Annotated in this window: 14 protein-coding genes; 12 read left to right on the top strand and 2 right to left on the bottom strand. The window is 59.9% G+C overall.

Features of this window, described 5'->3' with window-relative positions:
* Positions 1-44: 44 nt before the first annotated feature.
* The 9 genes from D8U70_RS15670 (at position 45) to D8U70_RS15630 (ending at position 7,182) form a co-directional block, all read left to right on the top strand.
* Entirely contained in the window at positions 45-563 is a 519-nt protein-coding gene (locus D8U70_RS15670) for an ankyrin repeat domain-containing protein (protein ID WP_016773782.1), read from the top strand.
* 80 nt (positions 564-643) lie between these two features.
* The gene (locus D8U70_RS15665) at positions 644-1,174 is read left to right on the top strand and encodes a hypothetical protein (protein ID WP_130929255.1); all 531 of its coding nucleotides are present in this window, start codon (positions 644-646) and stop codon (positions 1,172-1,174) included.
* 71 nt (positions 1,175-1,245) lie between these two features.
* Entirely contained in the window at positions 1,246-1,437 is a 192-nt protein-coding gene (locus tag D8U70_RS15660) for a PLDc N-terminal domain-containing protein (protein ID WP_016773784.1), read from the top strand.
* Between the two features lie 241 nt (positions 1,438-1,678).
* Positions 1,679-2,554 (top strand): polyamine aminopropyltransferase, encoded by an 876-nt coding sequence (gene speE / locus D8U70_RS15655; protein WP_016773785.1) that lies wholly within the window; start codon positions 1,679-1,681, stop codon positions 2,552-2,554.
* A 187-nt stretch (positions 2,555-2,741) separates the two neighbouring features.
* On the top strand, positions 2,742-2,975 hold the full coding sequence (locus D8U70_RS15650) for a hypothetical protein (RefSeq protein ID WP_024012230.1): 234 nt from the start codon (positions 2,742-2,744) through the stop codon (positions 2,973-2,975).
* 209 nt (positions 2,976-3,184) lie between these two features.
* The gene (locus D8U70_RS15645) at positions 3,185-3,532 is read left to right on the top strand and encodes a ribonuclease E inhibitor RraB (protein WP_003223226.1); all 348 of its coding nucleotides are present in this window, start codon (positions 3,185-3,187) and stop codon (positions 3,530-3,532) included.
* 477 nt (positions 3,533-4,009) lie between these two features.
* The gene (locus D8U70_RS15640; RefSeq protein ID WP_016773787.1) at positions 4,010-5,419 is read left to right on the top strand and encodes a circularly permuted type 2 ATP-grasp protein; all 1,410 of its coding nucleotides are present in this window, start codon (positions 4,010-4,012) and stop codon (positions 5,417-5,419) included.
* A gap of 12 nt (positions 5,420-5,431) precedes the next feature.
* Entirely contained in the window at positions 5,432-6,382 is a 951-nt protein-coding gene (locus D8U70_RS15635) for an alpha-E domain-containing protein (protein WP_010456611.1), read from the top strand.
* The gene (locus D8U70_RS15630) at positions 6,379-7,182 is read left to right on the top strand and encodes a transglutaminase family protein (protein WP_073472583.1); all 804 of its coding nucleotides are present in this window, start codon (positions 6,379-6,381) and stop codon (positions 7,180-7,182) included. Before D8U70_RS15635 ends, D8U70_RS15630 begins: the two co-directional genes overlap by 4 nt.
* A 121-nt stretch (positions 7,183-7,303) precedes the next feature.
* On the opposite strand, the gene D8U70_RS15625 is transcribed toward D8U70_RS15630, so the two are convergent.
* Positions 7,304-8,125, bottom strand: a complete 822-nt coding sequence (locus tag D8U70_RS15625) for a cytochrome c (protein WP_130929274.1) — start codon at positions 8,123-8,125, stop codon at positions 7,304-7,306.
* Positions 8,126-8,702: 577 nt separating this feature from the next.
* On the opposite strand from D8U70_RS15625, the gene D8U70_RS15620 reads away from it, so the two are divergent.
* From D8U70_RS15620 to D8U70_RS15610, 3 genes are all read left to right on the top strand, one after another.
* Positions 8,703-9,908, top strand: coding sequence for an acetyl-CoA C-acetyltransferase (locus D8U70_RS15620; RefSeq protein WP_130929254.1), 1,206 nt, complete (start codon positions 8,703-8,705; stop codon positions 9,906-9,908).
* Positions 9,909-9,932: 24 nt separating this feature from the next.
* The gene (locus D8U70_RS15615; RefSeq protein WP_130929253.1) at positions 9,933-12,077 is read left to right on the top strand and encodes a 3-hydroxyacyl-CoA dehydrogenase NAD-binding domain-containing protein; all 2,145 of its coding nucleotides are present in this window, start codon (positions 9,933-9,935) and stop codon (positions 12,075-12,077) included.
* A gap of 92 nt (positions 12,078-12,169) precedes the next feature.
* Positions 12,170-12,898: an amidotransferase gene (locus D8U70_RS15610; protein WP_130929252.1), complete on the top strand. Its 729-nt coding sequence runs from the start codon at positions 12,170-12,172 to the stop codon at positions 12,896-12,898.
* Between the two features lie 69 nt (positions 12,899-12,967).
* On the opposite strand, the gene D8U70_RS15605 is transcribed toward D8U70_RS15610, so the two are convergent.
* On the bottom strand, positions 12,968-13,939 hold the full coding sequence (locus D8U70_RS15605) for a magnesium and cobalt transport protein CorA (protein ID WP_016773794.1): 972 nt from the start codon (positions 13,937-13,939) through the stop codon (positions 12,968-12,970).
* Between the last annotated feature and the right edge of the window lie 120 nt (positions 13,940-14,059).

Raw genomic sequence — 14,059 nt, 5'->3', positions numbered from 1 at the left:
TCGGGAAACTGTCGGCTTTCCGATAGACCGAAATGGAGTGCCCCATGTCCGACCAAAGCCGCCAGATGACCCCTGAAGAAGCTGCCGAATTCACCGAGCAGGTTTTCAACAAGGCGCGCGACGGTGATGCCGAGATGCTTGATCGCCTGGTCAGCGCCGGGCTGCCGGTGAACCTGAAAAACAGCAAGGGCGACACCTTGTTGATGCTCGCCAGCTATTACGGCCATGTCGATGCGGTGAAGGTCCTGCTTAAACACAAGGCCGATCCGGAAATGCGCAATGGCAACGGCCAGAGCCCGATTGCCGGCGCCGCGTTCAAGGGCGATCTGGCGGTGGTCAAGGCGCTGGTCGAGGCGGGCGCCGAGATTGAAGGTTCTTCCTTCGACGGCCGTACCGCGCTGATGATGGCGGCAATGTTCAACCGCGTTGAAATCGTCGACTACCTGATCGGCCAGGGTGCAGACCCGAAAGCCAAGGACGCCAATGGCGTGACCGCGCTCGACGCGGCGCGGACCATGGGCGCAGTCGATACCACCGCGCAGCTGGAAAAGTTGCTGGCGTAAAGTCCACGGACTGTGGCGAAGGGCAGAATGCGCTATCCTTCGCGCCCTGAAAATTCACCTCCGCCACAGGATCCGCCCTCATGAAAGCCGCACTCGTCGAACTCATCAGCAAAATCAGCTCCGGCTGCATGGGCGAGGACGAGATCCTGAAGGTGGCCGACGAAGCCGCTCAGGCCTACGCCGATGCCGAGGCTTTTCTGACCGCCAATCCGGACATCAACTACGACGACACTTTCCCGATCCCGCTGGGTGAGTGGGTAGTGGTCGGTAGCCTGCCGGAAACCGTGCTGTTTCAGGCCGATACCTATGTCGACCTGTTCGCACAAATCGTTGCCTCGTTTGGTCCGGGCGTCGATTTCAATCTCAAGCCCAAACAACTGGCCAAGACCGAAGCGCTGACCGCACTCAACCGCATCCAGGTGCAAATGAGCAGCCTGAACAAGGAGAACGGCGGTTACACGTTGATGAACTTCAGCCAGTTGCTCGACGATGAGTTGCAAATGGTCCTGGTCTACGGCAACGATGTGCCCCGCGTGCTGGAGTTGTGCGCCGAGGTTGGCATCGCCGCCGCGCCAGCGCTGGAAGCCTTGAAGGTCGCCGTTCACATCTGAACGCAATAAAAGGGAACCCTGCGCGCGACCGTCTATCCTAAAAGTGCATGCCACTATTCTGGAGCGACACCATGGGTTCCACGTTCAACGGTCTGATTGGCCTGATCATCCTTGCCCTCGACATCTGGGCCATCATCAACGTGCTGAAAAGCGGCGCCTCCACCGGAATGAAAATCGTCTGGGTGTTGCTGATCATCCTCCTGCCGGTGCTGGGCCTGATCATCTGGGCGATTGCCGGGCCACGGGGCAACGTCCGGATCTGAGCTGATTTTCGATCACACGGTCATCTCTGTGGGAGCGAGCCTGCTCGCGAAGACGTTGGATCAGTCGCCATCACCGGCAACTGATGCTGCGCTTTCGCGAGCAGGCTCGCTCCCACAGTGGTTTGCGCTGGTAAAAAACAACCGGAGGTTCGACCTGTCATCTTCGGCAACGTAGAATGCGCGCCTTTCCCGGGCAATCGTCCCCACGATGGCGCCCGCGCATTTATCGGAGCACTTGACCATGACCGTCACCAAGACCAGCGAGTACCTGGAAACCCTCTACGAAGGCTACGGCCAGCGTTTTCGCATGGAAAAACTGCTGCACGAAGTGCGCACCGAACACCAGCATCTGGTGATCTTCCAGAACCCGCGCATGGGCCGGGTGATGGCGCTGGACGGCGTGATCCAGACCACCGAAGCTGACGAATTCATCTACCACGAGATGCTCACCCACGTGCCGATCCTCGCCCATGGCACTGCCAAGCGCGTGCTGATCATCGGCGGCGGTGACGGCGGTATGCTGCGCGAAGTGACCAAGCACGCCGGCGTCGAGCACATCACCATGGTTGAAATCGACGGCACCGTGGTCGACATGTGCAAGGAGTTCCTGCCGAACCATTCCGCCGGTGCCTACGACGATCCGCGCCTGAACCTGGTGATCGATGACGGCATGCGTTTCGTCGCTACCACCACTGAAAAATTCGACGTGATCATCTCCGACTCCACCGACCCGATCGGCCCGGGCGAAGTGCTGTTCTCGGAGAACTTCTACCAGGCATGCCACCGCTGCCTGAACGAAGGCGGCATCCTGGTGACTCAGAACGGCACACCGTTCATGCAAATCGACGAAGTCAAAACCACCGCCGGTCGCCTGCGCAGCCTGTTCCCGGACTGGCATTTCTATCAGGCCGCCGTGCCGACCTACATCGGCGGTTCGATGACCTTCGCCTGGGGCTCGACCAACCCGGCCTACCGCAAGCTCAGCCGTGAAACCCTGCAACAGCGCTTCATCGGCAGCGGCATCGTCACCCGTTACTACAACCCGGAAATCCACATCGGCGCGTTCGCCTTGCCGCAATACGTGCTGCAAGCGGTCAACAAGCCGAGCAACGACTGATCACGCTGAAGTCGCTCTGCAAGGGAGCTTTTGTGGTGAGGGGATAAATCCCCTCGCCACAGAAGTCCGCCTTACCGATTGGATGGTTATTTTCACCGTTGTCGGCTGTAATCCTTTTGAACCAACTATCGCGGAAAAAAGTCGAGATAGAGGTAAGCCCATTTACGGGTTGATCGAGGAGGCACTGATGCAAAAGTGGAAAGTCACTTTCGTGGATGATCACGGTGAAATTGTCGATGAAGTCTTCGAACGTGAGGAATGCCCGTCCGATGATGAAGCCGCACGGCTCGTCAAAGAGCGGCTTCTTCCGGTCGCCGCCAAGCTGGATCTGAATGATCTGGAAGGGCGCACCGCCGATGCCGGGGTGAAAAACCTCAAGACCCAGAACGGCATCGAAATCCGCAGCATCACCCCTGTCTGAACACTTCCTGTCATCTCGTAATCCAGGCCTTGGCAGCGGCGCTCTCTTGGGGCTACTCTGCAAGCGAGATCAGCGAATGGATCGCTAAGGTCTGGTCTTGTCAGCTACATGCTTGTTTCCCGCGCGCAACCACGTTGCCGTAGTACTTAGGCCAAAAGGCCCGGGGCGGGAATACGGAAAGTCTATCCATCAATCGAGGGGGACGATTCATGAGCACAGCCTATCAAGAAGACATCAGCAGCAACGTTCTGCGCCGCATGAAAGAAGGCGGTTTCGATTTTTCCCGGTTCCATCCCATCGAGTTCTACGCGATTTTCCCGGACGAGGAGCGGGCGCGCAGGGCAGCAGGCAAATTTCGTGGTGAATCCATCAATGCCCAGGTCAGTGCGCGCGACGACGGCGCCTGGTCGCTGGAATTGAGCAAAGTGATGTACGCAACCTATGACGACATCGGCGATTTCGAGCAAGGCTTTTCAGCCGTGGTCGAACCGCTGGGCGGCATTATCGAGGGTTGGGGCGTGAAGCAGGAGGTGCGCAATCGTTACCGGTTGAATTGATATTGCGCATTGTCTGTCGGGCAACGGCTGACCTTCGGGTCGGCCGTTGTCGTTTCTGGCTTCTGCACATCGCAGTGGCAAAACCCTGAAACAAGAATCCTGGGCAAAAAAAAGCCACCGGAGAGGGTGGCTAAAAGGGAAGACGGGTATGCAATAAAGTCCTGTCGGGACGGGGCTGCCAAGGCAGTTCAGATCAGTTGAGCTGTCTACTTCGCGGCGGCGTGCCGGGGAAGTTTTGCAGCGAATGCGCGGATTATCCGCAGTCGTGGCCGGGCAGTGAAATCAACTCTGACTATGCTGGTGATAGGCGATGCAGTGCGTCGCAATGAAGCGGGGGCAATCGGACCGGGGCATTTGCCGCACAGGAATGGTGCGCAGCCTTCGGCGTGGATCTACAACCGATTGAAATCAAAGCGTTTATGCCGATGGCACGGGCCTTGCGAAGGCCTGTATGTCCGGAGTGACAAGGAGTACGGCATGATCCGCACCTATTTTGACGAGATGTACGATGCCGGCGGACTGGTCCGCCCGCATTACCGGGAATTTGCCCGCTGGCTGGCCGAGACGCCCGACGAGCTGCTCGCGCAGCGCCGCCGCGAGGCCGATCTGCTGTTCCACCGTGCCGGGATCACCTTCACGCTCTATGGCGACGAGCAGGGCACCGAGCGCCTGATTCCGTTCGACACCATTCCCCGCAGCATTCCGGCCAGTGAATGGCGGATTGTCGAGCGCGGCTGCATTCAGCGGGTCAAAGCGTTGAACATGTTTCTCGCCGACCTCTACCACGAGCAGCGCATCATCAAGGCCGGGATTATTCCCGCCGAACAGGTGCTGGCCAACGAGCAATACCAGTTGGCGATGCAAGGCCTGGATCTGCACCGCGACATCTACTCGCATATCTCCGGCGTCGATCTGGTGCGCGATGGCGATGGCACTTACTACGTCCTCGAAGACAACCTGCGCACCCCCAGTGGCGTCAGCTACATGCTCGAGGACCGCAAGATGATGATGCGCCTGTTCCCCGAACTGTTCTCCGCCCAACGCATCGCCCCGATCGATCACTATCCCAATCTGCTGCTCGACACCCTGAAAAGCTCAAGCCCGATCGACAATCCGAGCGTGGTGGTGTTGACGCCGGGACGCTTCAACAGCGCGTTCTTCGAACATGCGTTTCTTGCCCGGGAAATGGGCGTGGAACTGGTCGAAGGTGCGGATCTGTTCGTGCGTGACGACAAAGTCTTCATGCGCACCACCGATGGCCCGAAAGCGGTCGACGTGATCTATCGTCGCCTCGACGATGCCTTCCTCGATCCGCTGGCATTCAACCCGGACTCAATGCTCGGCGTGCCGGGGCTGCTGTCGTCCTATCGTTCCGGCAATGTGGTGCTGGCCAACGCAATCGGCACCGGAGTGGCGGACGATAAATCGGTATACCCGTTTGTCACCGACATGATCCGTTTCTACCTCGACGAAGAGCCGATTCTGAAAAACGTGCCGACCTGGCAGTGCCGCAACCCGTCCGAGCTGTCCCACGTGCTGGCCAATCTTCCGGAACTGGTGGTCAAGGAGACCCAAGGCTCCGGCGGTTACGGGATGCTCGTTGGGCCAGCCGCGACGACGGCGGAAATCGATGCCTTTCGCGAGCGCATCAAAGCCAAACCCCATGCCTACATTGCGCAACCGACACTATCGCTGTCGACCTGTCCGACCTTTGTCGAAAACGGCATCGCGCCGCGCCATATCGACTTGCGTCCGTTCGTGCTGTCCGGCCGCGAAACCCGGGTCGTGCCCGGCGGTTTGACCCGTGTCGCGTTGCGTGAAGGCTCCCTGGTGGTGAACTCCTCCCAGGGCGGCGGCACCAAGGACACCTGGGTAGTCGAGGATTGAAGGAAGCTTGCCATGTTAAGTAGAACTGCCTCGGATCTGTACTGGATGTCGCGTTACCTGGAGCGTGCGGAGAATCTCGCGCGCATGCTCGACATCAGTTATTCGCTGTCGCTGATGCCGCAGGACGGGCGCGGCGACGGTCTGCACGAACTCGCCATGCCGTTGCTGATCACCGGCACCCTGGACGATTACCTTGAACGCCACGGCGATCTCCACGCCGAGCGCCTGCTGCATTTCTTCGCACTGGATGCGGCCAACCCGGCCAGTATCTACAGCTGCCTTGGTGCAGCGCGGGCCAGTGCTCATGCGGTACGCGGGCGAATCACTGCGGACATGTGGGAAAACATCAACGCGACCTGGCTGGAGATTCGCGGCATCGCCGAACAGGGCCTGAGTCGTTATGGCATGAGCCGTTTCTGTGAATGGATCAAGGAGCGTTCGCACCTGTTTCGTGGCGCCTCATACGGCACGATCATGCGCAACGACGCGTTTCGCTTTATTCGTCTGGGCACGTTTATCGAGCGCGCGGACAACACGCTGCGCCTGCTCGATGCCCGTTACGAAATGGCCGGCGATCAGGCCGAAGCAGTCAGCGACGGCACGGCGCACGCCTATTACCAATGGAGTGCGCTGCTGCGCGCCTTGTCCTCATTCGAGGCCTACACCGAAATCTACCGCGACGCGCCCGGCGCCCGGCATGTCGCCGAACTGCTGCTGTTACGCGCCGATGTGCCGCGTTCGCTGCGTGCCTGTACCGAAGAGATCGACCAGATCCTCGCGCAACTGCCAGGCGCCAACGGCCGACCGGCACAACGCCTGGCGGCGGAAATGGACGCGCGCCTGCGCTACACCGGCATCAACGAAATCCTCGACGAAGGCCTGCACGCCTGGCTGACCGAATTCATCCCGCTGGTGCGCCAGTTGGGCAACGCCATTCACAGTTCCTACCTGGAGGCTGCATGAGACTTTCCATAAGCCACGAGACGACCTATCACTACGAAGATCAGGTGCGCGCGAGCATCCAGTACCTGCGCCTGACGCCCCACGACAGCGAGCGCCAGCATGTCCTCAGTTGGCAACTCGACCTGCCGCGTCCGGTGCGTGCGCAGCTCGATCCGTTCGGCAACATCCTGCATGTGCTGACCATGGACGAGCCCCACGAAGCGATCATCATCGGCGCCCGTGGTCAGGTCGATATTGACGAATTGCGCGAGGCCGAACATGAGAGCCAGTCGGCGCTGCCGTTCCTGCGCTTCACGCGCCTGACCGAAGCCGATGAAGCCTTGCGCGAATTTGCCGCGAAGAACTGCAAGCAACGGCGTGATCGCACCGCGCTGATCGACTTGATGCACGGTTTGAATCAGCACATGACCTACACGCCGGGCTCAACCGAAGTCGACACCAGCGCCGCCGAAGCTTTCGCCGGTCGCGCCGGGGTTTGTCAGGATCATGCCCATGCGTTTCTGGCCTGCGCGCGCAGTCTTGGCGTGCCGTCGCGTTACGTGTCGGGGTATCTCTACAGCGAAGATTGCGAGCATCTGGCCAGTCATGCCTGGGCAGAAGCGTGGCTGGATGACGCGTGGTACAGCTTCGACGTGACCAACCAACTGGCGCGTCCGGAGCGACACTTGAAGCTGGCGGTCGGCCTGGATTATCTCGATGCCTGCCCGGTCCGTGGCATGCGCCGGGGCGGCGGTTGCGAGCAGATGCATGCGAAGGTGTTCGTCTCGCCGACGCCGGTTATTTCCGTGCAGCAACAATAGATTCGGGATACCGCTATCGCTGGCAAGCCAGCTCCCACAGGATGACCGGTGATTCGAACTCTGCGCATACCCTGTGGGAGCTGGCTTGCCAGCGAAGAGGCCAGTAATAACACCCTAAGGCTTATGGCTTGGCTTTGCGGCCGGCCATGTGCTTGAGATAGCCCACCAGCATTTCCAGGTCTCCATCCGGCAACACCTGCGCGGAAAACCCCGGCATCTTCGCCTGCGGCCACTGACGCAAACTCTGCGGATCGCGGATGTAGCGATTCAAGAAATCCGCCCCGAAATACTCGGTCGGGCTATACGGAATATTCAGATCCGGACCGAACTGCGCGTCTCCGGCACCATTCAGCCGGTGGCAGGCCAGGCAATTTTTCTGAAACAGGGCAAAACCCTGGTTCACCGGATCATCGGCCTTCAAGGCAGGATCGGGCAGCAGGGCAGGAAAGCGTTGGGCCACCGGGGCCATCAGCTTGATACTGGCGACTTCGAACGGCCACTGCTCGGGGCTGATATTACCTGCCTGCGGATCGGTCCAGACCAGATAGAACGGCCCGGCGCTGTGCTTGCCGGCAGACAACGGTGGCCACGGCCGCGCCGGGTCCTCGATTGCCAGCCATGCTCGTGCGCCGTCCTTGTTCAGCAAGGGCGCGGCGGCCAACTCTGCGGCAAAGCCATCCAGCGCCACCGCCTGCAAGTGATCCTCCGGCTTGACCCCCGTCAGCAATGCGGCCAGAGGCACAGCCCGATAGGTCATGTCCTTCTTGTAGGAAACATCATTGTTGATCGTGAGAGTTTGCAGCTGAGGATGCTTGAGCAGCTCTTCGGTCTGCCAGGTGCGGCTGTTTGCGCCCAACTGCAGATCCAGTTGTGCGGCGGACAAGGGCAAGCTCAGCAGCAAGGCACCGAGCGCAATGAGCGTTTTCAAATGATCGCCGTCCATGTCGTGGGAGTGCGCAAAGGTTGGCACAACCGCGCTGGCCCGGGTAGCGGGCCAGTCACATTTTCAGTGGCGATATACAGCACGCGACGTTTGAATCAGCCGATGACCTTGGTCAGATTCGGCAAGATCAGCAACAGCGTCGTGGCGAAAAGAATGAGTCCTGCTTGACGTACTTTCGGTTGTTTGAACATGGCTTGACCGCCTTTATTGTTATTTCCTGATGCATGCCTGACTGCATATCCCTGACGGCACGCGTTGCACTTCCTGTTAAAGGACGCCCGTCTCGGCAAAACCCGACGACGATGGCGTACATCTTCACCTTAGAGCCCGCGTCTGCCTTCGCTTAGATCCATTTCATATGGAGTTCTTTGCAAAAGCTCTTAAAACGGCATGAGGCGTATTGCCAGCTTCTTTGCCGCCCGCTGGCTAGACAACTCGGCGACCTGAACCGGTTCACCTGATGACGGATGACCGTCCGTCTGAGCGTGTGCGTCAAGCGCTTCGAGCAATGTGGTCATTGCTTGCCAGTCGGCGCAGGGCGAAAGTGAAGTGACAATAAATCAGGTTCGAGGACGTCATGACTGAAGCTTTGATTTTCGATGCGTTGCGCACCCCGCGTGGCAAAGGCAAGGCCGATGGCGCGCTGCACAGCGTGAAGCCGGTCAACCTGGTGGCCGGTTTGCTGAGCGCCTTGCAGGCGCGCACCGCGCTGGACACCAGTCAGGTCGATGATGTCGTCCTCGGCTGCGTCACGCCGATTGGCGATCAAGGCTCGGACATCGCCAAGACGGCGGTGCAAGTGGCCGACTGGGACGTCAGCGTCGCCGGTGTGCAGATCAATCGTTTCTGCGCTTCGGGTCTGGAAGCGGTGAATCTTGGCGCGATGAAAGTGCGCTCGGGCTTCGAGGATCTGGTGGTGGTTGGCGGCGTCGAGTCGATGTCGCGGGTGCCAATGGGCAGCGATGGCGGCGCCTGGGCGCTGGACCCGCAGACCAACCTGCACAGCCATTTCACCCCGCAAGGGGTCGGCGCCGATCTGATCGCCACCCTCGAAGGCTTCAGCCGGCAGGATGTCGATGCCTACGCACTGCACTCCCAGCAAAAAGCCGCGCGAGCACGGTCCGACGGCTCGTTCAACAAGTCGCTGGTGCCGGTGCAGGATCAGAACGGCATCATCCTGCTTGATCACGATGAGTTTATCCGCGCCGAATCGACCCTCGAAGGCCTGGGCAAGCTCAAGCCAAGTTTCGAAATGATCGGGCAGATGGGCTTTGACGCCACGGCGTTGCGGGTCTACAGCCATGTCGAGCGGATCAACCACGTGCACACGCCGGGCAACAGTTCCGGAATTGTCGACGGTGCGGCGCTGATGCTCATCGGCTCCGAAGCCAAGGGCCGCGCGCTGGGGCTGCAGCCACGCGCGCGCATCGTCGCCACGGCCGTCACCAGTACCGACCCGACCATCATGCTCACCGGCCCGGCGCCGGCGACTCGCAAAGCGCTGGCCATGGCCGGATTGCGGGTGGAGGACATCGATCTGTTCGAGGTCAACGAAGCGTTTGCTTCGGTGGTGTTGAAATTCATCAAGGACATGGCCGTCGATCCCGGCAAGGTCAACGTCAACGGCGGCTCGATCGCCATGGGCCACCCGCTGGGCGCCACGGGTTGCGCGATCCTCGGCACCCTGCTTGATGAACTGGAAGCGCGGCATCTGCGCTACGGCCTGGCGACGCTGTGTGTCGGCGGCGGCATGGGCATTGCCACCATCATCGAACGCCTCTGAGCCCCGACTTCAAGGAACCCTGTTATGAGCGAAGCCATTCGTTGCGAAAAAGGCCAGGACGGTATCGTCGTGCTGACCATGGACATGCCGGGCCAGAGCGCCAACACCATGAACGCCGTGTACCGCGAGGCCATGGCCGCTTGCGTTGCTCGTTTGTCAGCGGAGAAAGACAGCATCGCCGGAGTGATCATCACCTCCGCGAAGAAAACCTTTTTTGCCGGCGGCGACCTCAATGAACTGATCAAGGTCGGCAAGCCCGAAGCCAAAGCTTTCTACGACATGGTGCTGACCCTCAAGGCGCAATTGCGCAGCCTGGAAACCCTCGGCAAACCGGTGGTCGCGGCGATCAACGGCGCCGCGCTGGGCGGCGGCTGGGAGATCTGTCTGGCCTGTCACCACCGCATTGCTGTTGATGACGCCTCGGTGCAACTCGGTCTGCCGGAAGTGACCCTTGGCCTGTTGCCGGGCGGCGGCGGGGTGGTGCGCATGGTGCGCATGCTCGGCATCGAAAAAGCCCTGCCGTACTTGCTTGAAGGCAAAAAAGTGCGCCCGCAACAGGCGGTGCAGGCCGGGCTGATTGATGAACTGGCAGCGGATCGCGGTGAGCTGTTGGCCAAGGCGCGCGCCTGGATTCTCGCCAATCCGGCGCCAGTGCAGCGCTGGGACGTCAAGGGTTACCAGATTCCTGGCGGCACGCCATCGAACCCGAAAGTGGCGCAAATGCTGGCGATTGCGCCGTCGATCCTGCGCGCGAAAACCCAAGGCACCCTGCCGGCGCCGGAGAAGATTCTATGCGCGGCGGTGGAGGGCGCTCAGGTCGATTTCGACACCGCGCACCTGATCGAAACCCGCTACTTCACCGAGCTGACGACCGGGCAGATTTCGAAAAACCTGATCGGTACGTTCTGGTTCCAGTTGAACGAGATCAACGCCGGCGGTTCAAGACCGCAAGGTTTTGCGCCCTATAAAACCCGCAAAGTCGGTGTGCTCGGCGCCGGAATGATGGGCGCAGGCATCGCGTTCGTCAGCGCCTCGGCCGGTATCGACGTCGTCCTCAAGGACATCAACCTCGCCGCTGCCGAAAAGGGCAAAGCGCATTCCGCAGCGCTGCTGGACAAGAAAGTTGCCCGTGGCCAAATGACTGCCGAACAGCGCGAAGCGGTGCTGGCGCGAATCGTTGCGAGCGAAAGCGATGCCGATCTGGCCGGTTGCGATCTGATCATCGAAGCGGTGTTCGAGGATCGCCAACTCAAAGCCAGGGTGTCCGCCGCCGCGCAACAGGTCGTGGGCGGTGAAGCGGTCATTGCTTCCAATACGTCGACGCTGCCGATCACCGGTCTGGCGACGGCGGTGGCCGATCAAAGCAAATTCATCGGCCTGCATTTCTTCAGTCCGGTAGAAAAAATGCCGCTGGTGGAAATCATCAAAGGTGCGCAGACCAGCGCCGAAACTCTCGCTCGCGGTTTCGATTTCGTTCTGCAAATCAAGAAGACTCCGATCGTGGTCAACGACAGTCGCGGCTTCTTTACCTCGCGGGTGTTCGGCACGTTCACCAACGAAGGCATTGCCATGCTTGGCGAGGGCGTCAGTGCGCCGATGATCGAGGCCGAAGCGCGCAAGGCCGGGATGCCGGTCGGGCCGCTGGCAATCTCCGACGAAGTTTCCCTCAGCCTGATGAGCCATATTCGTCAACAGACGGCCAAGGACCTACAGGCTGAAGGGAAACCGCTGATTGAGCACCCGGCCTTTGCCGTGATTGACTTGATGCTCAATGAATTCAAGCGACCGGGCAAAGCTGCCGGAGGCGGTTTTTATGAGTATCCAGCGGGCTCGCAGAAGCATTTGTGGCCGGAGCTGAAAACGCGCTTCGAGAAGGCCGACGGACAGATTTCTACGAAGGATGTGCGTGATCGGCTGTTGTTCGTGCAGGCCATCGAAACCGTGCGTTGCGTGGAGGAGGGCGTGCTCACCTCGACGGCGGATGCCAACGTCGGTTCTATCTTCGGCATCGGTTTCGCCGCATGGACCGGCGGGGCGCTGCAGTTCATCAACCAGTATGGCCTGAAGGACTTCATCGCCCGCGCGCAGTATCTGGCGGAACAATACGGCGAGCGCTTTACCCCGCCAGCGCTGCTGCTGGACAAAGCGGCGAAAGGTGAAATGTTCTAGGGCCAGCGAGCATTTCGGGGCTTGCCTTGGCCACGTGTTTCAAGGCAGGCTCTGGGGTGTTCATTATTCCCATCACGTGTCAGGTATTTTTTATGTCGCTGCGCATCTGCATTCTCGAAACCGACATCCTGCGGCCCGAATTGATTGACCAATATCAGGGCTATGGGCAGATGTTCCAGCGCCTGTTCTCGCAGCAACCGATCGCCGCTGAGTTCACTGTCTATAACGTGGTGAAGGGTGATTATCCAAGCGACGACGAGATTTTCGATGCGTACCTGGTCACCGGCAGCAAAGCCGATTCGTTCGGTACGGATCCGTGGATCCAGACCCTCAAGACCTATCTTCTGAATCGCTACGAACGCGGCGACAAATTGCTCGGCGTGTGCTTTGGCCATCAATTGCTGGCGCTGCTGCTTGGTGGCAAGAGCGAGCGGGCCTCCCAGGGTTGGGGAGTCGGCACTCACAGCTATCAGCTGGCAGCCAAGGCGCCGTGGATGAGCCCGGTGCGCGAAGAGCTGACACTGCTGATCAGCCACCAGGATCAGGTCACCGAACTACCGGAAAACGCGACAGTCATCGCCTCCAGCGATTTCTGCCCGTTCGCGGCTTATCACATCAACGACCAAGTGCTGTGCTTCCAGGGCCACCCGGAATTCATTCACGATTACTCGCGCGCGCTGCTCGACCTGCGCCAGGAAGCGCTGGGCTCGCAGATTTACAGCAAAGGCATGGCCAGCCTTGAGCAGGAACATCATGGCGCTACGGTTGCGGAGTGGATGATGCGCTTCGTGGCGCACAAGCCAGAAGCGGCTCAACGCTGAAAGGACCTGCTCCCACAATCTCTGTGGGAGCAAGGCTGATCGCGAATCGCCGGGGCAACGCGGTCCCGGCTACAACCACCCCGACCGCTTGAAGCTCGCCCACAAACTCACGCACCCCACCGCAATAAACCCCAGCACCGCAAAATAACCGTAATGCCAGGTCAATTCCGGCATGTTCTGGAAGTTCATCCCGTAGATCCCCGCTACCGCCGTCGGGAACGCGAGAATCGCCGCCCACGCCGCAAACTTGCGCTGCACCACGCTCTGCCGGGATGCCTCGAGCAACACGCCGATCTCGATGGTCTGGCTGGCAATGTCCGCCAGCGTGCTCAGGTCTTCCATCTGCCGCGTCACGTGAATCTGCACATCGCGAAAGTACGGTCGCATGTTCTTGTCGATGAACGGGAAACTCAGCTTTTGCAGCTCTTCGCCGATTTCCACCATCGGTGCCGCGTACCGACGCAAGCGCACCACGTCTCGGCGCAGACCGTGCAGCTTCTGAATGTCACGCTCGTTGAGGGCGCTACACAAGACGTTGCGCTCCAGCTCATCGATCTCGGCGTGGATCGCTTCGCCCACCGGCTGATAGTTCTCGATGACGAAATCGAGCAGCGCGTACAGGACGAAATCCTCCCCGTGCTCGAGCAACAGCGGGCGCGCTTCACAGCGCTGCCGCACATAGGCATACGACGCGGAGTGGCCGTTGCGAGCAGTGATGATGTAACCCCTGCCGGCGAAGATATGCGTTTCGATAAATTGCAAGACGCCGTTTTCGCGAACCGGTGAGTAGGTGACGATAAACAGAGCGTCACCAAAGGTTTCCAGTTTCGGTCGGCTGTGTTTTTCCAGCGCATCTTCGATGGCCAATTCATGCAGATTGAATTGGCGTTGCAGGTTGGATAACTCCTGTGCGTCCGGTTCTTCCAGACCGATCCAGACGAAGTGGCCGGGTTTGGCGGCCCAGGCAGCACCTTCGTCCAGCGCAATATTGGTGACTTTCTTACCCTCGCTGTACACCGCAGCAGCAACAACTCGACCCATGGTGGTGATTCACTTCTTCTTGGCAGATGGCAGGAAAACTAGGCTTCAGCTTAGCCGTGTCGCTGCTTGAGAGTCAGTGAAACTTCTACAGTTCACCCGGCAAAAGAAAACCCGCACAGG

The sequence above is a fragment of the Pseudomonas sp. Sample_20 genome, from assembly GCF_004307585.1.
Taxonomy (GTDB): Bacteria; Pseudomonadota; Gammaproteobacteria; order Pseudomonadales; family Pseudomonadaceae; genus Aquipseudomonas; species Aquipseudomonas atacamensis.
This window is presented reverse-complemented; position numbering and strand designations above follow the sequence as displayed.